The organism is Mycobacterium colombiense, assembly GCF_001953985.1.
GTDB lineage: Bacteria > Actinomycetota > Actinomycetes > Mycobacteriales > Mycobacteriaceae > Mycobacterium > Mycobacterium colombiense_B.
The window spans coordinates 57,311-76,682 of the sequence record NZ_MBEI01000046.1; the positions used below are offsets into that span (position 1 = coordinate 57,311).

The 19,372-nt window shown below is 68.1% G+C and carries 17 protein-coding genes; 10 read left to right on the plus strand and 7 right to left on the minus strand.

What is annotated here, in order from left to right:
* Positions 1–3: 3 nt before the first annotated feature.
* Positions 4–1,383, minus strand: coding sequence for a flavin monoamine oxidase family protein (locus tag A5732_RS10380; protein WP_076102140.1), 1,380 nt, complete (start codon positions 1,381–1,383; stop codon positions 4–6).
* 128 nt (positions 1,384–1,511) lie between these two features.
* Between A5732_RS10380 and A5732_RS10385 the strand changes: the two genes are divergently transcribed.
* Positions 1,512–2,477, plus strand: coding sequence for an alpha/beta fold hydrolase (locus tag A5732_RS10385; RefSeq protein ID WP_076052552.1), 966 nt, complete (start codon positions 1,512–1,514; stop codon positions 2,475–2,477).
* Here A5732_RS10385 and A5732_RS10390 read toward each other — a convergent pair.
* Positions 2,472–3,818 (minus strand): flavin monoamine oxidase family protein, encoded by a 1,347-nt coding sequence (locus tag A5732_RS10390; protein WP_076052553.1) that lies wholly within the window; start codon positions 3,816–3,818, stop codon positions 2,472–2,474. The genes A5732_RS10385 and A5732_RS10390 overlap by 6 nt on opposite strands.
* Before the next feature lie 145 nt (positions 3,819–3,963).
* On the opposite strand from A5732_RS10390, the gene A5732_RS10395 reads away from it, so the two are divergent.
* Entirely contained in the window at positions 3,964–5,280 is a 1,317-nt protein-coding gene (locus A5732_RS10395; RefSeq protein WP_076052693.1) for an MFS transporter, read from the plus strand.
* Entirely contained in the window at positions 5,277–6,644 is a 1,368-nt protein-coding gene (locus A5732_RS10400) for an LLM class flavin-dependent oxidoreductase (protein WP_076052554.1), read from the plus strand. Before A5732_RS10395 ends, A5732_RS10400 begins: the two co-directional genes overlap by 4 nt.
* Position 6,645: 1 nt before the next feature.
* Here the strand turns inward: A5732_RS10400 and A5732_RS10405 are convergent, their stop codons facing one another.
* Positions 6,646–7,761 carry a hypothetical protein gene (locus A5732_RS10405; RefSeq protein WP_076102141.1) on the minus strand — a complete coding sequence of 372 codons (1,116 nt, stop codon included), beginning with the start codon at positions 7,759–7,761 and terminating at the stop codon, positions 6,646–6,648.
* Positions 7,761–8,897: a phosphotransferase family protein gene (locus A5732_RS10410; RefSeq protein ID WP_076102142.1), complete on the minus strand. Its 1,137-nt coding sequence runs from the start codon at positions 8,895–8,897 to the stop codon at positions 7,761–7,763. Before A5732_RS10410 ends, A5732_RS10405 begins: the two co-directional genes overlap by 1 nt.
* A gap of 46 nt (positions 8,898–8,943) precedes the next feature.
* Between A5732_RS10410 and A5732_RS10415 the strand changes: the two genes are divergently transcribed.
* Positions 8,944–9,546: a TetR/AcrR family transcriptional regulator gene (locus A5732_RS10415; RefSeq protein WP_007772914.1), complete on the plus strand. Its 603-nt coding sequence runs from the start codon at positions 8,944–8,946 to the stop codon at positions 9,544–9,546.
* Positions 9,543–10,433 carry an SDR family NAD(P)-dependent oxidoreductase gene (locus A5732_RS10420; RefSeq protein WP_076052557.1) on the plus strand — a complete coding sequence of 297 codons (891 nt, stop codon included), beginning with the start codon at positions 9,543–9,545 and terminating at the stop codon, positions 10,431–10,433. Before A5732_RS10415 ends, A5732_RS10420 begins: the two co-directional genes overlap by 4 nt.
* On the opposite strand, the gene A5732_RS10425 is transcribed toward A5732_RS10420, so the two are convergent.
* On the minus strand, positions 10,430–11,803 hold the full coding sequence (locus A5732_RS10425) for an HNH endonuclease signature motif containing protein (RefSeq protein WP_436971818.1): 1,374 nt from the start codon (positions 11,801–11,803) through the stop codon (positions 10,430–10,432). The genes A5732_RS10420 and A5732_RS10425 overlap by 4 nt on opposite strands.
* A 198-nt stretch (positions 11,804–12,001) precedes the next feature.
* Between A5732_RS10425 and A5732_RS10430 the strand changes: the two genes are divergently transcribed.
* The 5 genes from A5732_RS10430 to A5732_RS10450 all read left to right on the plus strand — a co-directional run bounded on the left by A5732_RS10430 (position 12,002) and on the right by A5732_RS10450 (position 16,140).
* Positions 12,002–12,943: a DUF4129 domain-containing protein gene (locus tag A5732_RS10430; protein WP_076052558.1), complete on the plus strand. Its 942-nt coding sequence runs from the start codon at positions 12,002–12,004 to the stop codon at positions 12,941–12,943.
* On the plus strand, positions 12,940–13,422 hold the full coding sequence (locus A5732_RS10435; RefSeq protein ID WP_076102143.1) for a hypothetical protein: 483 nt from the start codon (positions 12,940–12,942) through the stop codon (positions 13,420–13,422). Before A5732_RS10430 ends, A5732_RS10435 begins: the two co-directional genes overlap by 4 nt.
* A 19-nt stretch (positions 13,423–13,441) precedes the next feature.
* Positions 13,442–14,419, plus strand: coding sequence for an AAA family ATPase (locus A5732_RS10440; protein ID WP_076052560.1), 978 nt, complete (start codon positions 13,442–13,444; stop codon positions 14,417–14,419).
* Positions 14,420–14,507: 88 nt separating this feature from the next.
* Positions 14,508–15,683, plus strand: a complete 1,176-nt coding sequence (locus A5732_RS10445; protein WP_253189047.1) for a DUF58 domain-containing protein — start codon at positions 14,508–14,510, stop codon at positions 15,681–15,683.
* Entirely contained in the window at positions 15,676–16,140 is a 465-nt protein-coding gene (locus tag A5732_RS10450) for a hypothetical protein (protein WP_076052562.1), read from the plus strand. The genes A5732_RS10445 and A5732_RS10450 overlap by 8 nt, the downstream gene beginning before the upstream one ends.
* Before the next feature lie 21 nt (positions 16,141–16,161).
* Here A5732_RS10450 and nuoN read toward each other — a convergent pair whose 3' ends face one another.
* Positions 16,162–17,751 carry an NADH-quinone oxidoreductase subunit NuoN gene (nuoN, locus tag A5732_RS10455; protein ID WP_076052563.1) on the minus strand — a complete coding sequence of 530 codons (1,590 nt, stop codon included), beginning with the start codon at positions 17,749–17,751 and terminating at the stop codon, positions 16,162–16,164.
* Entirely contained in the window at positions 17,748–19,331 is a 1,584-nt protein-coding gene (locus A5732_RS10460) for an NADH-quinone oxidoreductase subunit M (RefSeq protein WP_171974999.1), read from the minus strand. The genes nuoN and A5732_RS10460 overlap by 4 nt, the downstream gene beginning before the upstream one ends.
* Positions 19,332–19,372 lie beyond the last annotated feature (41 nt).

A 19,372-nucleotide genomic window follows, 5' to 3' on the forward strand; every position in this document is an offset into this window, starting at 1 on the left:
GGGTCACCCATTCAGTTTCTGCAGCAGTTGATTCGCGGCGTAGCGGCCGCTGACCAGCGCACCCGTCACCGTGGACGGATTGTCAACGGCCACAGCCTCGCCCGCCAGATAAAGCCGGTCGCCGATCGGTTGTTGCAGCCGGCGCCGGTCGTCCAGGCCGGAGCCGGGCGGATGAAACGAATACGCACCGAGCGCGTACGGGTCGAGGGTCCAGTTCGACGTTCGCACATCCGTCAGGGCCACGTTGTCGCCGAACAGCCGGCGGGCCACCGGTAGCGCGCCGGCCAGCAGATCCTTTGGCGCACACGATTCCACGAATCGTCCCCGTCCGCCGCCGTGGAAGGCCACGGCGACGGGACCCGCGGCGCTCGGCAGGGTGAACCATTGCGACCACAGGCCGCCTTCGGGCCCGATGTACTGATAGAAGGCGTTGTCCGCCTTCCATGTTCGTTGATCGAAGCGAAAGAAGCTCTTGGACAAGGCCCCGAAGCCCAGTGCCCGCACGGCCTGGGCATGGCCGTCGGGCAGCGGCGGATCGAAGGCGATCGCACCGGATTTCAGCACGCCGAGGGGAACCGTCACGATCGCGGCGGGCCCCTGGAACGATCTGTTCCTGGTCCGCACGATGACGGCGCCGTCGCGTTGCACGATCGCGGTGACCGGCGAGTTGAGCTCGATGGCAAGTCCGTCGGCGAGCGATTTCGGCAGGGCGTCATAGCCGTTCGTGATGACGTCCTGGTCGCCGCCGGCGTAGTCACCCTTGTCAAAGCTGCCGGCCGAGAGTTGGTTCGTGTCGGCGGCGTATTCGTCCTCGATCTCGGTGGTGAGGTAGAACGACAGGAGTGTGCGATCGGCCGCGGACAGCCGTGCGCTGTCGGCGGCGGCTTGCACGGCGGCGCCGAGGCTCATTGCACCGGCCTGACCGCGCGCCCGCTCGACAAACGATCGCCAGGTTGCGCTGTGGTAGTCCAGCGGCGCCACGGCGGGATCCACCGCGAGCTTGGCCCACCCGTAGTAATCGGTGCTGACCAGCTGGGCCTGTGCCCGCCGGGCCAGCTCGGTCAGCGGGTTGTCCGTCGTGCCGTGTATCCACGACGCACCCATTTCCAGTGGCGCGCCCCAGTCACGGTCGGTCCACACCCTGCCGCCGATGCGGCCGCGGGCTTCGATGACGCGTACCGGCCGTCCTGCGTCGGCGAGGCTGCGGGCGGCGGATAGACCCGCCATCCCCGCGCCGACGACAAGGATCGACGTGGTGTCCGGCGGTGGGAGTGGATCGGACGGGCGCCCGCCCGCGCGTGTCGGTGGGTTCGACGAGCAGGCGGCCGTCAACCCACCGCAGGCCACGCCGGTCGCGGCCGCGAAGAATGCCCGACGCGACATCCCAAACACGGGTCTAAGCGTCTCATAAGAATCGTTTGCCGGATTTCCCAAAAACCACCCGAACTCGGGGATAAGATCGGCCCATCCTTAGCTGCGGCAATGGGGCCGCGTTCGAGGGGGGAGCGGTGATGAGTGCTCGACGATCGGCTCGCCCAGTTGACCCGTTCCCCGACCAGTTGCCGCCGAGTGAAACGGTGTCGGTTCGAGCGGCCGACGGCACCCGGCTGCACGCCGAGGTGTTCGGGCCGCCCGGCGGCTATCCGATCGTCTTGACGCACGGCATCACCTGCGCGATCCGGGCGTGGACATACCAGATCGCCGAGCTGTCCAACGACTACCGAGTGATCGCCTTCGATCATCGCGGCCACGGCCGAAGCGGCGTGCCGCGACCCAAGGACTACAGCCTCAAACACCTTGCCTCCGACCTGGATTCGGTGCTCGATGCGACCCTGGCGCCGCACGAGCGGGCCGTGATCGCCGGTCACTCGATGGGCGGCATCACCATCGCCGCGTGGTCTGAGCGCTACCGCCACAAGGTTCGCCGGCGTGCCGACGCCGTCGCGCTGATCAACACCACCACCGGGGATCTGATCCGTCAGGTGAAGCTGCTGCCGGTGCCGTACGGCTTGTCGCCGGCCCGAGTTCTCGCCGGGCGGGCCCTGATCAACGCGTTCGGTGGCTTCCCGCTCCCCGGTGCCGCCCGCATCCCGAGCCGCTACATGGTGGCGATGCTGGCCACCGGACGAGACGCCGATCCGAGCATCGCCCGGCTCGTCTACGAGCTCTTCGAGACGACATCACCGACGGGGCGGGCCGGCTGCGCGAGGGCGCTGGTCACGTCGCTGGGGTCGAGGTATCTCACCCTGGATGGCCTGACCGTGCCGACGTTGGTCATCGGCAGCGCACGCGACCGGCTGACCCCGATCAGCCAGTCCCGCAGGATCGCGCGCACCGCACCCAACCTGATCGAGCTGGTCGAGCTGCCCGGCGGTCACTGCTCGATGCTGGAACACCCGCGCGAGGTGAACCGCCGGTTGCGAGCGCTCGCCGAGATGGCGCTACACAACGCCGCTACCCGGCGGATCAGTTCATAGCAGGGCGGTGATCTCGGCGGCCGCGCGCTGCCCGGAGCGGATCGCCCCGTCGAGGAACCCGGTCCACTCGTCGGCGGTTTCGGTGCCGGCCCAGTGAATCGGCCCGACCGGTTCGCGCAACCACGGCCCGAACCGGGTCCACGACCCCGGCGGGACCGCGGCGGTGGGGCCCCCGGGTGCGAATTCCTCCACGCCCCAACGATGATCGACGTAGTCTAGGGGTTTGAGGGCGTCGTCACCGAAAAGCGTTGCGAAGCACCGCAACGCGTCGCGGCGACGCTGATCGCTGGGCAGCGAGTCGAACGCGCGGGCATCGACAAAACCCATCAGGATGCCGGGACCGTCCGGGTGTGGACTGACGTCGAAGGTGATGAAAACCGGGCCCTCGTCGGACAGCGCCTGCCCGGAAAAACCGTTGGTCCGCCAGAACGGCGTGGAATAGGCGGCGTACGCCTTGCTGAGCCGGCCTTGCGGCCAATGCCGGGCGAGCTGCTCGTACTCGGCGGGCAGCGGGGGAGTGAACTCGATCGAGGCGCGATGGGCCGGCGGGATGGCGACGATGACGAACCCGGCCTCGGTCTCGCCGACATCGGTCGTGACGGTGACGCCCGCGCCGTGCCGCTCGATTCGGCGCACCGGGGCGTTGAGCACGACCTGGGTGCCCAGCTCGGCGGCCGCGGCCTCGGCGATCTGTTGGGTGCCACCGGGGAAGCGGTCCTGTTGCGCGCCATCCTGGACGTCGAGCAGCCGGTCCAGGCCGCCGGCGGCGTGCGCGTAGCGGGCGGCGTGCAACATCGACACGTCGTCGGGTTCGCACCCCCAGGTCACCCGCGCGACGATCGCCAGCAGGGCGTGCGAGGAAGCGGTCGCCCGCACCGAGCGCAACCAGCCGCCGAGCGACAGGCCATCGAGCTCGCGCGCGCGTCGGGCATCCCACGGCGCCGCCAGCGGGATGCTGCGCGCGATCCTGTCGAACTGCCACCGCAGCCGGCCGATGTCCAGCAGTCCCGTCAGCGAAAGCTTGGGGATGGTGCCGTGATACGCGTGCGTCCACCCCCGCCAATGGATGAGGTTCTTGCCGTCGTGGTGCGTCGGGGTGGTGGGGACGTCGAGTTCGGCGGCCATCGCCAAGACGGCGTCCTGGGTCGGCCCGACGAAAGTGCCGCCGAGATCGGCCGGCAATCCGGCGACGCTGCCGGTCAGCGACCGTCCGCCGACCCGGTCACGGCCCTCGAAAACCACCACGTCATGGCCTTGTTGATACAGCTCGCGCGCCGCGGCGAGTCCGGCAAAGCCCGCACCGACCACGACAACGTCGACAATCCGCGGGGGTTTTGACACGCGGTCTAGTGAACCGCATTTCTGCGGTTTTCACGGCACTTTCAGCAAGCTAACCGCCGAAACTCTGGGCGTTTCGCATCACCGCGATGGCAACCGTATGCCGATCTGGCCACGTTAATTACGCTGCGACCACGTGCTTCCCGTAATTCCTGCCACCAGTCCTGCCGCTGCGGCGCCGGTCGCCGGCACCCAGTCCAACCTGCGAACCGTGGCCCTGGGCAGCATGATCGGCACCACCATCGAGTGGTATGACTTCTACCTGTACGCGACCGCGTCGGCGCTGGTCTTCAAACCGCTTTTCTTCCCGAACATCTCACCGACCGCGGGGACATTGGCCTCGTTCGCCACCTATGCCGCCGGATTCGGCGCCCGGCCCCTGGGCGCGGTGCTGTCGGGGCACTTCGGCGATCGGTTGGGGCGTAAAGCGGTTCTGGTGGGCGCGTTGGTGGTGATGGGGTTGGTCACCACCGCGATCGGAGTGCTGCCGACCTATGCCGGGGCAGGGCTGCTGGCGCCGGCCCTGCTGGCGTCGCTGCGTGTGCTGCAGGGGCTCGCCGTGGGCGCCGAATGGGGTGGCGCCGCGGTGCTCTCGGTGGAGCATGCACCGCCCGATCGTCGCGGATTGTTCGGCAGCTTCACGCAGCTGGGCTCGCCGGCCGGCATGCTGCTGGCGACCTCGGTGTTCTTTCTCGTCCGCAAGGCCACCGGGCCCGCCGCATTCCTGGCATACGGATGGCGAATCCCGTTCCTGCTCAGCATCTTTCTGGTCGGCATCGGCCTGTTCGTCCGGCTGCGGCTGACCGACGCCGAAATCTTCGACCGGATCAAGGCGCGTGACGAGCTGGCCCGGCTGCCGATAGTCGAAGTGCTGCGCACCGATTCGCGCAACGTTGCCCTCACCACCGGGTTGCGACTGTCGCAGATCGGGCTTTTCGTGTTGCTGACGACGTATTCGCTTACCTATCTGCAGGATTCGTTTGGCAAGGGCAGCTCAGTGGGCCTCATCGCGGTGCTGGTCTCGTCGGCCCTGGGGTTCCTGAGCACGCCGGGCTGGGCGTTGCTGTCGGACCGGGTGGGACGACGGCCACCGTATCTGTTCGGTGCGGTGGCCGGAGTCGTTGCCCTGGTGTTGTTTTTCGTCGCCGCCGGCAGCGGGTCGGCGCTGTGGGTGGTGCTGTCAATCGTGTTCGGCATCAACGTCGTTCACGACGCCATGTACGGGCCCCAGGCGGCCTGGTTCGCCGAACTCTTCGACACCCGGGTACGTTACAGCGGTGCCTCGTTGGGTTATCAGATCGGTGCGGTGCTCTCGGGCGGGTTCGCGCCGTTGATCGCCGCGTCGTTATTGGTGGTCGGCGGCGGCCGGCCGTGGCTGATCGTGGGCTACTTCGCGCTGCTGGCGGCGATCACGGGCGCCGCCGCGTACGCGGCGGGCGAGACGCGTGAGGATCAGCTCGGATGAGTGAACAACGCAGGATCTTTCTCAACGCCTTCGACATGGCCTGCGTCGGGCATCAGTCCGCGGGGCTGTGGCGCCACCCCGACGACCAGGGCTATCGCTACCGGGAACTGGGCTACTGGACCGAGTTGGCCCGCATCCTGGAGGCCGGCGGCTTCGACGCGCTGTTCCTCGCCGACGTGCTCGGGGTCTACGACGTATATGGGGCGTCGCGCGACGCGGCGGTCGTCGACGCCGCCCAGTTCCCGGTCAACGACCCGACAGCCGCGGTCTCGGCGATGGCGGCCGTGACCGAGGGCCTCGGCTTCGGAATCACCTTGTCGCTGACCTACGAGCAGCCGTACGCGCTGGCGCGCAGGCTCTCAACGCTGGACCACCTCACCGGCGGCCGAGTGGCGTGGAACATCGTCACATCCTATTTGGACAGTGCCGCAAGGAATTTGGGGCGGGACGCCCAGATCCCGCACGATCGGCGTTACGAGATCGCCGACGAGTACCTCGAGGTCTGCTACAAGCTGTGGGAAGGCTCGTGGGAGGCCGACGCCGTGGTGCGCGACGCCGAGCGGGGCGTGTTCACCGACCCGGCCAAGGTGCACGACATCGAGCACAAGGGCCGCTACTTCACGGTGCCCGGCCCCTTCCTGTGCGAGCCGTCGCCGCAACGAACTCCGGTGCTGTTCCAAGCCGGCGCCTCACCGCGGGGAGTCCGGTTCGCGGCTGCGCACGCCGAGGCGGTCTTCGTCTCGGGGCCGACACCGCAGATCGTGTCCGGTCCGGTGCGGGCGCTGCGCGCGGCCGCGGCCGACCTGGGCCGGGACCCACGGTCCATCAAGGTGTTCACCATGGTGACCCCGGTGGTCGGCGAGACGCACGCCGAGGCCGTCGCCAAGTTGCGGGACTACCGGCGGTTCGTCAGTCCCGCCGGGGCGCTCGCCCTGTTTGGCGGCTGGACCGGGGTCGACCTGGCCAAGCTCGACCCCGACCAACCGCTGACCTACGTCGAGACCGACGCCAACCGCTCGGCGCTGGCGTCGTTCACCACCGCCGCGCCAGAGCGAGCCTGGACCGTGCGGGAGCTGGCCGACGAGATCGGCATCGGCGGCCGCGGCCCGGTGCTGGTGGGTTCACCGACCGAGGTGGCCGACGAACTCGAGCGGTGGGTCGACGAGGCGGACGTCGACGGGTTCAATTTGGCCTACGTGACGACCCCGGGCACCTTCGCCGATTTCGCGAAATTCGTTGTCCCCGAGCTGCGTCGGCGGGGACGGGTGCCCGCGGAGTTGCCGCGCTCCAGCCTGCGCGAACGGCTGGGCGCCGCCGGACCGCTGTTGCCGCCCGACCACCCCGGCGCGAAGTACCGCCGCTGAACTACGGCGCGACCGTCAGCCAGTCCTTGAACCCGGACGGGTCGTGCCGGCCCAGCGCGCCGTGCTCGTAAAGTCCCCAGCCCTCGACCGGCTCGCCGTCGCCGTCGCGGCAGAGCGCGCGGCCGACATGGTCGATCACGCCGAACCCCGCGCGGCCGATGATCGCCGGGTCGGTCATGTCGTAGGTCAGGCGCTCGGCGAACTTCTCGCCCTTCCACATGCCGTGGATCCAGTCGGAGTCGCCACCGTAGCCGCCGCCGACGTGAATGGGCACCGGCAGCTTGGACTCGACGTCGAAGTGCACCGGGGTGCCGTCGGGGGAGGTGGCGTCGATGGTCGCGCCGGTCGGGATGCGGGTGCCGGAGCGGTAGTGGATCTTGACCCGTGGCCAGCCCAGCTGCTCGACGCGGCCGTCGCGCCAGATCCGGGTGCAGTCGTTGAGCGAGCGGAACCCGTTGGGCTCCTCCTGGATGATCAGCACTATCGCGAAATCGTCGAAGGCCATGGGCACGTACAGCCACCACATGCCCTCAAAGGGCGGGTCGGCGGGGCGGCCCGCGGGCTCGGCCTCACCGATCGGACGGATGCCCCAGGACCGGTCGCGGCTGCCCAGCCAGGTGTCGGGGTCGACGGCGATCTTTTCGCCGTCGATGACGATGTGCCCGCTCCAGCTGCCCAGCTGCGCAAAACGCTGCGCGTCCAGCGTCACCCGGTTGCCCGCCCGCAGGATGTGCGGCTGTTCCTGGACGACGTCGAACAGCCCCTTCCAGGTGAGATCGGCTGCGATGCCTTCGGTTTCGTCGAGGACGATCCGCAGCTGGTGCAGCGGTTCGATGACCTCGACGCGGTAGCCGTTGACGTGCTGGCTGAGCCGATCCTGGTCGATGGCGTCCGAAAGGTGCACGGCGGTCTGGGTGTCTCCGCGCCTGACGAGCAGGAACGCATCCTTGACGCCGAGGTTGGGGTAGTACCCGATGCCGCTGATCACAAAGATGTTCCCGGTGCGGTCGTGGGCGTTGAAGTAGGAGCGGTCGTAGAAGTTGCGGTCCGAGGAGCCCGGCCACGCGATCGGCTGGGGAATCTGGTGTACCGGGAACTCGTCGAGTGGTCCGAGCATTATTGGTCCTCTCCGATTAAGCGTCGCATCAATCCGGCGTGGTAGAACAGCGATTCGACATCGTCGGGCTTTTCGGTCTCGCCGAAGTGCACCCGACGGGCGCCGGTGCGCATGAACACGCACGCCCACATCACGCCCGAGTACACGTAAAACCAGTGCAGGTCGCCGACTTCGACGCCGGCCAGCCTCGCGTAGGTGGACCGCACGTCCTCCTCGCGCATCACCCCGGGCAGCCCCGGCAGGGTCGCCAGGCCCGCGAGCTCTTGAAAGACCATGTGCGCGAAGATCATCCACGCCACATCGAGCTCGCGCGGCCCCAACGTGACCATCTCCCAGTCCAGCACCGCCACCGGACGGAAGTCGTTGTACAGCACGTTGCCCACCCGGGCATCGCCCCACAGCAGCACCGGCTCGGCGGCGGCCGCCTCGGCCGGCCAGTTGGCTTCCAGCCAGTCGAAAGTCCGCTCCAACAGCGGTGATCGCCCGATGTCGGGTACCGCGAAGTCATACCAGGACCGCACCCAGTTGAAATGCTTGCGCAGCGCGGTGTCCCCGGTCTGGCCCTCGGTGAGGAAGCCAAATGTGTTCTGTGCGTCCGGAATCGAGTGCAGCGTGGCCAGCACGCCGACGGTGGCGTCCTGAAGTTCGCGTTGCCGCTCGGCGGGCGCGTCGGCGAACCAGTTGCCGCCGAACGTGTACGGCATCACGTCGGGCGGCACCTCACCGGCGACGTAGTCCATCACGAAGAACGGTGTGCCGAGGACGTTGCCGGTGTTCTCCAGCCAGCGCACCCGGGGCACGGGCACGTCGGTCAGTTCGCCTACTTTCCGGATGACGTCGAATTGGTGGTCGAGCCGGTAGGTCGGGAAGACCTGCACGTCCTCCGCGGCGGGCGCGACCCGGGTCACGAGCTTCTGCTCGATCGGCTCGCCGTCCTGCTGCCAGCGCGCGGTCAGGATGATGGTTTCCGACGACATGCCCGTCGAGTCCACGCCGCTTTCCACGGCCACCTCTGGTTTTGCGGCGTCCGGCAGTACGGTGGAGAGCCAGCGTGACATCACCGTGGGCAACGTCGTGACGTCACGGCTGGAGCGCTGGAGCCGGTCGACGTTGTCGACCGCGGGTTCTGTTGCCATAAGGTGCCTCCTTCGTTGAGGCAATTACGATACGGTAGGTAGCGTTATGAAAGCAGACCCGTCCGGCCTTGACAAGGCCTCCGGCGCCGGCCGCCCGCGCGATCCGCGTATCGACTCGGCGATCCTATCGGCGACCGCGGAACTGCTTGTCCAAACGGGCTATTCCAACATCAGTTTGGCCGCGGTTGCCGAGCGTGCCGGCACCACGAAATCCGCGTTGTACCGCCGGTGGTCGAGCAAGGCCGAACTGGTGCACGAGGCGGCCTTCCCGACCGCACCGACCGCGCTGGAGTCGCCGGCCGGGGATATCGCCGCCGACATGCGGATGATGATCGAGGCCACCCGCGATGTGTTCACCACCCCGGTGGTGCGCGCCGCGCTGCCCGGTCTGGTCGCCGATATGACGGCCGACCCCGCGCTCAATGCCCGGGTGATGGCGCGGTTCGTTGACCTGTTCACCGCCGTGCGGGTGCGGCTGCGCGAGGCGGTTGACCGGGGCGAGGCCCATCCCGATGTGGATCCGGACCGATTGATCGAGTTGATTGGGGGAGCGACCATGCTGCGGATGCTGCTGCGTCCGGAAGAAGAGCTCGACGATGCGTGGGTGGAGCAGACCACGGCGATCGTCGTGCACGGGGTGCGGCGATGACGGGGCGGCTTGCGGGCCGGGCCGCGATCGTCACCGGCGCCAGCCGCGGCCTGGGCCGCGCGATCGCATTGGCATTGGCGGCCGAGGGTGCCGCGGTGGCGGTTGCCGGGCGGACCGAAGAAGTATGGGACGACCGGTTGCCGGGAACCATCGGTGAGACGGTCGCCGACATCGAGGCGGCGGGCGGGCGTGCCGTCGCCGTACGCGCCGATCTGACCGACCGCGATCAGATCGCCCGGCTCGTGGAGTCGGCGCGAGAGGCGTTGGGCCCCATCGGGATTCTGATCAACAATGCGGCCTTCACCGCGCCGGGACGGCCGCCGGCGGCCGGCGCGAAACCCGGTGACAAAGCCGCCAAGGGTGCCGCGGGTGCGGCCGCGAAGGCGGGGGCCGGCAAACCCGGCTGGCCGGGGTTCGTCAGCACGCCCCTGCACGCGTATCGCCGCCATTTCGACATCGCGGTGTTTGCGGCCTACGAGCTGATGCAGATGGTGTGCCCCGACATGATCGAGGCCGGTGGCGGCTCGATCATCAACATCACCTCGGTCGCGTCGCGACTGCCCGGCGACGGCCCGTACGCCGATCGCAGCGGCGGTGTGCTGCCCGGCTACGGCGGATCCAAGGCGGCGCTCGAGCACCTGACCCAGTGCGCGGCCTACGATCTCACCGACCACAACATCGCGGTCAATGCGCTGTCGCCGTCCAAAGCTATTCTCACGCCCGGGCTCTCGTACTATGCCCGCAACTTCGATGATACCGCTTCGGAGGACGAATTCGCCCGCGCCGCAGTCGAATTGGCCCTTGTTGACCCCGCCAAGGTTACCGGGCGCACCATTGGTCACCTTCAGGTGCTCGACGGCAGCTTCCGGCCCTTCGCGGTGGATTAGGCCGACGCGCCGTTAGGTGGGTCGGGATCACCGCGAAGGAGCTCGTCGGGGTGGTGGGCGTGATTGACAGTGGGCGGTCCGTTGCCGTCGGTCCAGCCAAGTCGCCCGTTGCCGCCGACCGAAGTGCGCCATTCGCCCCTGCCCACCGCGCCGTGGTCGGAGCCGCAGGCGAAGAACAGGTTGTCGGCGTCGGTCCGGCCCCCGTCTGCCCATTCGTGTGCATGGTGAACCTCGCAGTGATAGCCGGGTTCCAGGCAATTGGGGTGCGTACATCCGCGGTCCCGGGCGTAGCAGATGAGGCGTTGGTCCGCGGTGGCGATGCGCTTTTGGCGGCCTAGATACAACGGCCGGCCGGTGTGCTCGTCGAAGACGGCGAGATAGTGAATTGCCTTGGCGGCCATCTGAATCAGATCCGGCATCGGCAGTCGTGCGCCACCGCCGGTGCGCGCGGGCACGGGCATCGGAATAGACGAGTCGACGGCGGCGTGCGCGGCCCGGTCCAGTTCGGCCAGCGTGGTCGTGGCGATCACGGTGACGGGATGGCCGCGATGTGTGCCGAGACCGCCGGAGGCGATAGCCGTTTCGAGGCCGAGCTTGAGGGCGTCGTGGCAGCGTTGGGCCGGTGTGCGGTCGTCGCGCGCCTCGGGATCGCTGTCGGGGGACTGATGGCGGCCAGGCCGCACCGCCGCTTCCAGGGCTTCGAAGTAGGCGCGGGCCTCGGGATCCAGTAGACCGGTGAGCCGCGACATCCCGTCGGGCCCTTGCGGGCTCAGGTGCACACCCCGACGGCGGGCCCGATCGACATCGGTGAAACGGCCGTCGGGATTGAGATAGTCAGCAATCCGGTGGCCCAGCCTGCTGACCACGGCGGCGTCGAGCTTCGTCGCGTGCCGCACCAGCGTGCGCTCGGCGTCTTCCGCATCGATAGGGGAGACGCAGGACGGCAACGTGTCGACCGCGGCGCACACGGCGCGGATGTGGTCCTCGCCGACCGCGCCGGCGGCCACCGCCGCGGCCAACGCCGGCAGCTCGGGTGCCAATGGTGCGCCGCTCAGCGACCGCCGCGGCCGCAGCCGCGCCGCGATCCTGAAGCGGCGCGCGACTTCTCTGGGCGTGATGCGAAGCCGCGCCCACAAGATGCCGCGCACCGCGGGCACGCACCCCGCCTCGTCCGGCGGGTCGGCGATCTCACCGAAGATCCGATACATCAGGCCCCGATTGACGCGGTCCTGGACTTCCAGACGTTCGGCGAGGTCGACTCGAAAGGCGTTGCCGACCACCTCGGACGGGGTCTGGCGCAGCACCTCATGGGCCGCATCGATCGCGTCAAGCGCGGAACATATTCGCTCCCGCGACTGCTCCGCGTTCATCAATGCGCCCACCCAGTCCACGCTATAGAACATATGTTCGATCTCAAGCGAGTGAGGGCAATATGTGGATGAACTGCCGACTGTGGATAAGCAGGAACGCCGGGTCCTGGCCCTAGTGCCGCCTGACGTGCAAGTATGAGGAAAGTCAGTGCCGCGACGGCGGCAGGCAACCAATCGAGTGGTGTGCCAATGCCTGGTATGGACAAGCCGACAGGGCGAGTCGTTGCCCTGATCGTTCTGCTGTTCGTGGTCGCTGCCGCCCTGCGCGGCTACCTCCCCGCCCGCCAAGACGAGATGCGCAGCGAGTCGGGCGGCCGGGCGGCGCTGACGTTCGTGGTCGCGATTCTCGCGGTGACGCTCGCGCTGATCGCTGTCGCCGTGGTCGCGCGGTTGCGAGACCCCCGGGCTCCCGCGCCGAGCGCGGGTGGTCTGTCGGAAATGCTGGGCACCGGTAAGGGACGGCCGAGCTGGCGCGTGTTGTTGATCGGAGCCGCCGTGATCGCGGCCTGGCTGCTGATCGTGATACTGCTGACCCGGTTTTCGGGCCACGGAGTAGCTCCCGCCCCATCACCGCCCGATGGTGGCGCGGCCGCGTCGACGCCCCCGCCCGCACAGCCGCCGCAGCAGCATCCGCACCGTCCTCGCGACGGCTCCCAGAACCTGCTGGGGACCCTGCTGGCCTGCACGGTCGCCATGTTGGTGATGTTCGTCGCCGGGACGGTCGCCTCGGCGCGGCGGCGCTGGCGTCCGGTTACTCCCGCCATCGCCGACGAGCCGGCGGAATCCCCGGCGCCCGCGCCGCGTTCGGAGTCGCTGGCGCGAGCCGCCGAGCGTGGACTGGCCGAGATGACAGACCTGAGCCGCGAACCGCGAGAGGCGATCATCGCCTGCTATGCCGCGATGGAACGCGAACTCGCACAGGTTCCCGGCGCGGTTCCCCAGGAGTTCGACACCCCGACCGAGGTACTGGCCCGTGCGGTCGAACACCATGCGCTGCACGCCGATAACGCCGGCCAATTGGTGAACCTGTTCGCCGAGGCGCGGTTCAGCCCCCACGTGATGAACGAAGGCCACCGTGACATCGCGGTGGGGGTGCTTCGACTGGTGCTCGACGAGCTGGGCTCCCGGAGCGTCGCATGAAAAAGATTATTTCCCTGGGCGTTTGCCTCATCATCGGCATAGAACTGCTGGCACTGACTCAGCACGATCGACGATGGGTGTTGGCGGCCGCCGGTGTCGGGCTGGCCCTGGTGTTGCTCAGCCTTCGCCGAGCCCTGGCGCACGGTTTCGACGCGGACGCGGAGCCGCGCGCCGACGAACTCGGGGATTCGTTGCGCCGCTGGCTTTCCACCACCGAGACGACGATCCGCTGGTCGGAGGCCACCCGGGCCGACTGGGACCGCCACCTGCGCCCGATGCTCGCGCGGCGTTACGAGATGACAACTGGCCAAAGGCAATCCAAAGACCCCGCGGCCTTCCACGCGACCGGGCGCATGCTCTTCGGCGCGGAACTGTGGGAATGGGTGAATCCCAACAACGTCAGGCGTAGCGGTGACCGCGAACCCGGTCCGGGTCGTGCGGCGCTGGAAGAGATTCTGCTGAAGCTGGAGCAGGTATGACAGGAGGCGCGATCCCAACATGACGCTGCCGGCCGCAACCACGACCGCACACTGCGAAGCGATTCTCGACGAAATAGAACGCGTGGTGGTGGGGAAGCGCTCCGCACTGCGGCTTATCCTCACCACGGTCCTCGCGCGCGGCCACATCCTCATCGAAGACCTGCCCGGCCTGGGCAAGACGCTGATCGCGAGATCCTTTGCCGCCGCGCTGGGGCTGCAATTCACCCGGGTGCAGTTCACGCCCGATCTGTTGCCGGCCGACCTGCTCGGATCCACGATCTACGACATGCAGTCCGGCCGCTTCGCGTTCCGGCCCGGCCCCATCTTCACCAACTTGCTGCTGGCCGACGAGATCAATCGCACGCCGCCGAAAACCCAGGCGGCGCTGCTGGAGGCGATGGCCGAAGGTCAGGTCAGCATCGATGGTGAAACACACCAATTGCCAAAGCCTTTCATCGTCCTGGCCACCGATAACCCGATCGAGTACGAGGGCACCTATCCACTGCCCGAGGCGCAACTCGATCGCTTCGCGATCCGGCTGGAATTGCGGTATCTCAGCGAGCAGGACGAGACCTCGATGCTGCGCCGTCGACTCGAGCGCGGCTCGACCGAACCGGCGGTCAACCAGGTGGTGGACGCGCATGACCTGTTGGCCATGCGTGAATCGGTCGAGCAGGTGACCGTGCACGAGGACGTCCTGCACTACGTGGTGTCGCTGGCCAACGCGACGCGACACCATCCCCAGGTTGCGGTGGGCGCCAGCCCGCGCGCCGAACTCGACCTGGTGCAACTCGCCCGCGCCCGCGCGTTGCTGCTCGGCCGCGACTACGTCATCCCCGAGGATGTGAAGGCGCTCGCCATCGCGGCGGTCTCGCACCGAATCACTTTGCGCCCCGAAATGTGGGTACGAAAGATCCAGGGCGCCGATGTGATCGCAGAGTTGTTGCACCGCCTGCCGGTGCCGCGAACCGGCGCCGGCGCCGGAGGCACCGGATGAGCCCGGCGTGACATCCAGCGTTGCGGCCGAGTTCCGCTGGCGTGCATCGGGCTTGACGCGAGCGATCGCCACCTGCGCCGGTTTTGCGATGGCCGCCGCCGTGATCGGCGCCCGGTGGCAGCTGATCGCCTTCGCCGCGCCGCTGCTCGGCGTGCTGTGCTCGATCAGCTGGCAGCGGGCCGTCCCGACGATTCATGTGCACGGCGAGCCCGACGCCCAGCGTTGCTTCGAAACCGAGCAGGCACATGTCAGGGTATGGGTGACACAACAAGGCGCATCGGCCGTCCAGGTCACCATTCCGGACATCGCGGGCATGGAGTTCGAGATCGCCGAATCCGATGCGGGCCAGGAGAAGACCGTCACGGCAACCGCGCGGCGGTGGGGCCGGTATTCCATCGATGCTCGCATCGATGTCGTTGCCCGCGGTGGACTGCTCACCGGAACGGCCACCGTCGGGGCCGCCGAGGTCATCGTGTTTCCCTTGACGCCGCCGCAGCCCACGCCCATCCCGCAGACCGAGCTGCTCGACCGGTTGGGCGCCCACCTGACCCGCCACATCGGTCCCGGTGTGGAATACGCCGACATTCGCCTCTACGTGCCCGGCGATCAACTGCGCGCGGTCAATTGGCCGGTGAGTGCGCGCCGCGGCCAACTGCATGTGACACAGCGGCTCACCGACCGCGCGGCCGACGTCGTCGTCTTGATCGATGGGTATCGCCAGCCCGCGGGTCCGGCGACCGAGGCAACCGAGCGCGTCGTGCGCGGGGCGGCGCAAGTGGTGCAAACCGCGCTGCGCCATGGCGACCGGGCCGGCATCGTCGCTCTCGGCGGCAACCACCCGCGCTGGCTGGGTGCCGATATCGGGCAGCGCCAGTTCTATCGGGTGCTCGACACGGTCCTGAACGCCGGAGACCGATTCGAACACACCACGGGCACACTGGCGCCGCGCGCGGCGGTTCCCGCCGGGGCGATCGTCATCGCGTTCTCCACCCTGCTCGACACCGAATTCGCTTTGGCCCTCATCAATCTGCGCAAGCGCGGCCATGTGGTGCTGGCAGTCGACATCCTGGACAGTTCGCCGTTCGAAGACGAGCAGGATCCCGTGGTGGACCGGATGTGGGCGCTGCAGCGCTCCGCGATGTACCGCGACATGGCCACCATCGGCGTGGACATCGTGTCGTGGCGAGGCGACAGCGGCCTGGAGCAGTCGATGGGTGTGATGCCGGATCGCCGCCGGCGGGTGCGGGGGCGGCTTCGTGGATAACGCTGGTGCGGGGGTGCTGGCGCGGGTGTGGGCGCCCGCGTTCGCGACGGGTTTCGGCCTGCTGATGGTGGGGCTAGCGGCTGACGGTTGGCAGGGCCCCGCGGTGATCGCCTGGGTGGCGGCGCTGATCGCGGTCGCGGTGGGCACCGTATTCCGGCGCGCCGCAACGGTTGCCGTGCTGCTGGCGGCGATCACCGTGATGCTGACCGACCCGCCGCTGATCTTCGTCGCGCTGTCCGGATTGTGTGCCGCCGCCTACCTGGTATGCCGCCACGCGGTCGGCGCGGTGGCCCCGGTGGTGCTGGACAGCTGGCCGACGGCCGTTGGCGCCGTGGGGTTTACGTTCGCCGGACTTGTTGCGACGTCGTTTCCCCTGCAAGTGCCGTGGTTGCCGTTGCTGGCCCCGCTGGGGGCATTGGTGATCTACCTACTGGCCATCAGGCCGTTCATGGGCTGACCGGTGACGGTCGGACCCGCGTCAGTGCAGCAGCTGGGCAGCCTGGTCGGCGAGATCGAGCAGCGGCTGCGGGAAGATACCGAGCGCGACGGTGACCGCGGCGCACACCGCGATGGCGGCCTTGCTCAAGATGCCCGGCGCCACTACGTGCGGGGTGTCCTCGGTCGCTTCGGTGAAGAACATCGACACGATCACCCGCACGTAGAAGTAGGCGGCGACCCCGCTGGCGACCACACCGACGATCACCAGCGGCACAGCGCCACCCTGGGCGGCGGCCTTGAAGACGGCGAGCTTGCTGACGAAGCCACTGGTCAGGGGGATGCCGGCGAACGCCAACAAAAACATCGAAAACATCACGCCCACAATGGGTGAGCGCTGACCCAGCCCCGCCCAATGTGAGAGTGTGGCGTCCTCGACCCCGTCGGCGTCGCGGATCAGGCCGACGATGGCGAACGCGCCGACGGTGCTGAAGCTGTAGGCCAGCAGATAGAACAGCGTGGCCGACAGGCCCGTGTGGTTGTCCGCGATGACGCCGGTGAGGATGAACCCGACGTGGGCGACCGACGAGTAGGCCAGCATGCGTTTGACGTCGGTCTGGTTCACCGCGGTGATGGTGCCGACCGCCATGGTCAGGATGGAGATGGCCCACAACACCGGGCGCCACTGATCGTGCAGCGGCGGCAGCGCCACGTAGATAACCCGAAGCAACGCACCGAAAGCCGCGACCTTGGTGGCCGCCGCCATGAACCCGGTGATGGGGGTGGGTGCGCCCTGGTACACGTCCGGAATCCACGAGTGGAATGGAACGGCGCCGACCTTGAACAGTAGGCCGACCGACAGCAGCGCGACGCCGACCAGCGCCATGGAGGTGTCGCCGCGCGCGGCAAGCGCATCGCGGATACCGGTCAGCAGCAGCGTGCCGGTGGCACCGTAGAGCAGCGCGACACCGTACAGGAAGAACGCCGACGAAAACGCGCCCAGCAGAAAGTACTTCATCGCCGCTTCCTGCGAGAGCAGGCGGCGGTGACGGGCCAGGCCGCACATCAGGTACAGCGGCAGCGACAACACTTCCAGCGCAACGAACATCGTCAACAGGTCGTTGGACGCGGGAAAGACCATCATGCCGCCGACCGACAACAGCGCCAGCGGGAACAGTTCCGTCTGGGCGGCCCCGGCCCGCTCGGCCTCGCGCTCGGCGTCGCTGTCCGGCACCGCCGATGCCTGCGGCGTAAAGGAATCCAGGCCGCCCGAGCCGGCAGTGCCGACTCCCGCGGACACCTTGCTGTCCGCCTTGGCCTGCGTGCGTTCGGCGATGAAGATCACCGCCATCACCGCGACCAGCAGCACGGTGCCCTGCAGATACAGCGTCGGCCGGTCAATGGCCATGGCGCCCAACACCGCGACGCGGCCCGAGCTCTGGATCGAGCGGCTCACCGCGATGACCGCAACGAACGCGGCGATCAAACCGGCCAGCGAGAGCGCCACCTGCGCGGTGTAGCGAATTCGCCTGGGCAGGAACGCCTCTGCGAGGACAGCCAGCACGGCCACGCCGAACACGATGAGCGTCGGGGACAGCAGAAAGTACTGGATGCTCGGGGTAGGGAGGGTCATCGCGGTCCTTCGGCGGTCCGGTGGAGGTCGGCCGGTCTGGGTGTTCCCACCGGGACGGTCGGCTTGGGGTCATGCTGGCCGATGGTGGTCATGGTGTTCTCGACGGCCGGATTGATGATGTCGAGCACCGGCTTGGGATAGATGCCGAGCACCAGCAGCAGCGCGATCAGCGGTGCGACGACGATCAATTCGCGTGCACGCAGATCACTGATCTTCTCGTTGCCGCTGAGGACCGGCCCGGTCATCACGCGCTGGTACAGCCACAACATGTAGACCGCCGAGAGCACCAACGCGGTGACCCCGAAGGCGGCGGCCAGCCAGTACCGGTTGAAAGTGCCCAGCAGGACCAGGAATTCGCTGATGAACGGCGCCAGGCCCGGCAGCGACAGGGTGGCCATGGCCGAGACCAGGAAGGTGCCGGCGAGTATCGGAGCCACCTTCTGCACGCCGCCGTAGTCGGCGATCGACCGGCTGCCGTGCCGCGCTATCAGGAATCCGGCGATCAGGAAGACCGCGGCCGTGGACAGGCCGTGGTTGAGCATGTACAGCGTCGACCCGCTCTGCCCCTGGCTGGTCATCACGAAGATGCCCAGGATGATGAACCCGAAGTGCGAAATCGAGGTGTAGGCGATCAGCCGCATGATGTCGGTCTGGCCGATGGCGACGATCGCCCCGTAGATCACCCCGATGACCGCCAGCACGACGATCAGCGGGCGGAAATACGTTGAGGCACCGGGGAACAGCTCCAGGCAGTAGCGCAGCATGCCGAAGGTGCCGACCTTGTCCATCACCGCCATCATCAGCACCGCGGTCGCCGGGGTGGCCTCGACGGCGGCGTCCGGCAGCCAGCGGTGGAACGGCCATAGCGGGGCCTTGATCGCGAACGCGAACATGAAGCCCAGGAACAGCGCCTTGAACACCGCCGAGTCGGCGCCGTAGCGGCCGGAGGCGACGCCGGCCACGATCTCGCGGAAGTCGAAGGTGCCCGAACCGTGCTGCGAGGTCACCACGTACAGGCCGATCACCGCGGCCAGCATGATCAGACCGCCGAACAGGTTGTACAACAAGAACTTCACGGCCGCGCGCGACCTGCCGGTCCCGCCGCCGAAACCCCCGATCAGGAAGTACATCGGGACGAGCATGGCCTCGAAGAAGACGTAGAACAGCAGCACGTCCAGGGCGACGACCGAGATCAGCACCATGGATTCGATGGCCAGCGTCAGGGCGATGTAGGCCTGCACCCCGCGGCTGCGCTCGCCACCATCGTTCCAGCCCGCCACCTGCAACACCGGAATCAGCACCGCGGTCAGCAGCACCAGCACGACCGCGATGCCGTCGACGCCCAGGGTGTAGCCTGCGCCGAACGCTGGGATCCAGTGGTGGCTTTCGACGAATTGGTAAGGCGCGCCTCCGGTCTTGAACCCGACGGTGACGACGACCGCCACCGCCAGGGTCAGGACGCCGAAGACCAGGCCGGTCCACTTGGCGAGTTGGCGCAGCCCGGGTGGCATCAGGATGATCAGCACGGAGCCGGCCAGCGGCACCAGCCACAGCACGCTCAGCCATGGAACGCTATTCACCAGCGCCGCTCCTTTTCATCGCATTGGACCGCATCTCGCCG

Bases quoted from the DNA above. Each gene is read 5' to 3' on its own strand.
- A5732_RS10380 (WP_076102140.1), bottom strand. From the start codon at position 1,383: ATGTCGCGTCGGGCATTCTTCGCGGCCGCGACCGGCGTGGCCTGCGGT.
- A5732_RS10385 (WP_076052552.1), top strand. From the start codon at position 1,512: ATGAGTGCTCGACGATCGGCTCGCCCAGTTGACCCGTTCCCCGACCAG.
- A5732_RS10400 (WP_076052554.1), top strand. From the start codon at position 5,277: ATGAGTGAACAACGCAGGATCTTTCTCAACGCCTTCGACATGGCCTGC.
- A5732_RS10405 (WP_076102141.1), bottom strand. From the start codon at position 7,761: ATGCTCGGACCACTCGACGAGTTCCCGGTACACCAGATTCCCCAGCCG.
- A5732_RS10410 (WP_076102142.1), bottom strand. From the start codon at position 8,897: ATGGCAACAGAACCCGCGGTCGACAACGTCGACCGGCTCCAGCGCTCC.
- A5732_RS10415 (WP_007772914.1), top strand. From the start codon at position 8,944: ATGAAAGCAGACCCGTCCGGCCTTGACAAGGCCTCCGGCGCCGGCCGC.
- A5732_RS10420 (WP_076052557.1), top strand. From the start codon at position 9,543: ATGACGGGGCGGCTTGCGGGCCGGGCCGCGATCGTCACCGGCGCCAGC.
- A5732_RS10425 (WP_436971818.1), bottom strand. From the start codon at position 11,803: ATGAACGCGGAGCAGTCGCGGGAGCGAATATGTTCCGCGCTTGACGCG.
- A5732_RS10430 (WP_076052558.1), top strand. From the start codon at position 12,002: ATGGACAAGCCGACAGGGCGAGTCGTTGCCCTGATCGTTCTGCTGTTC.
- A5732_RS10435 (WP_076102143.1), top strand. From the start codon at position 12,940: ATGAAAAAGATTATTTCCCTGGGCGTTTGCCTCATCATCGGCATAGAA.
- A5732_RS10440 (WP_076052560.1), top strand. From the start codon at position 13,442: ATGACGCTGCCGGCCGCAACCACGACCGCACACTGCGAAGCGATTCTC.
- A5732_RS10445 (WP_253189047.1), top strand. From the start codon at position 14,508: ATGGCCGCCGCCGTGATCGGCGCCCGGTGGCAGCTGATCGCCTTCGCC.
- nuoN (WP_076052563.1), bottom strand. From the start codon at position 17,751: ATGACCCTCCCTACCCCGAGCATCCAGTACTTTCTGCTGTCCCCGACG.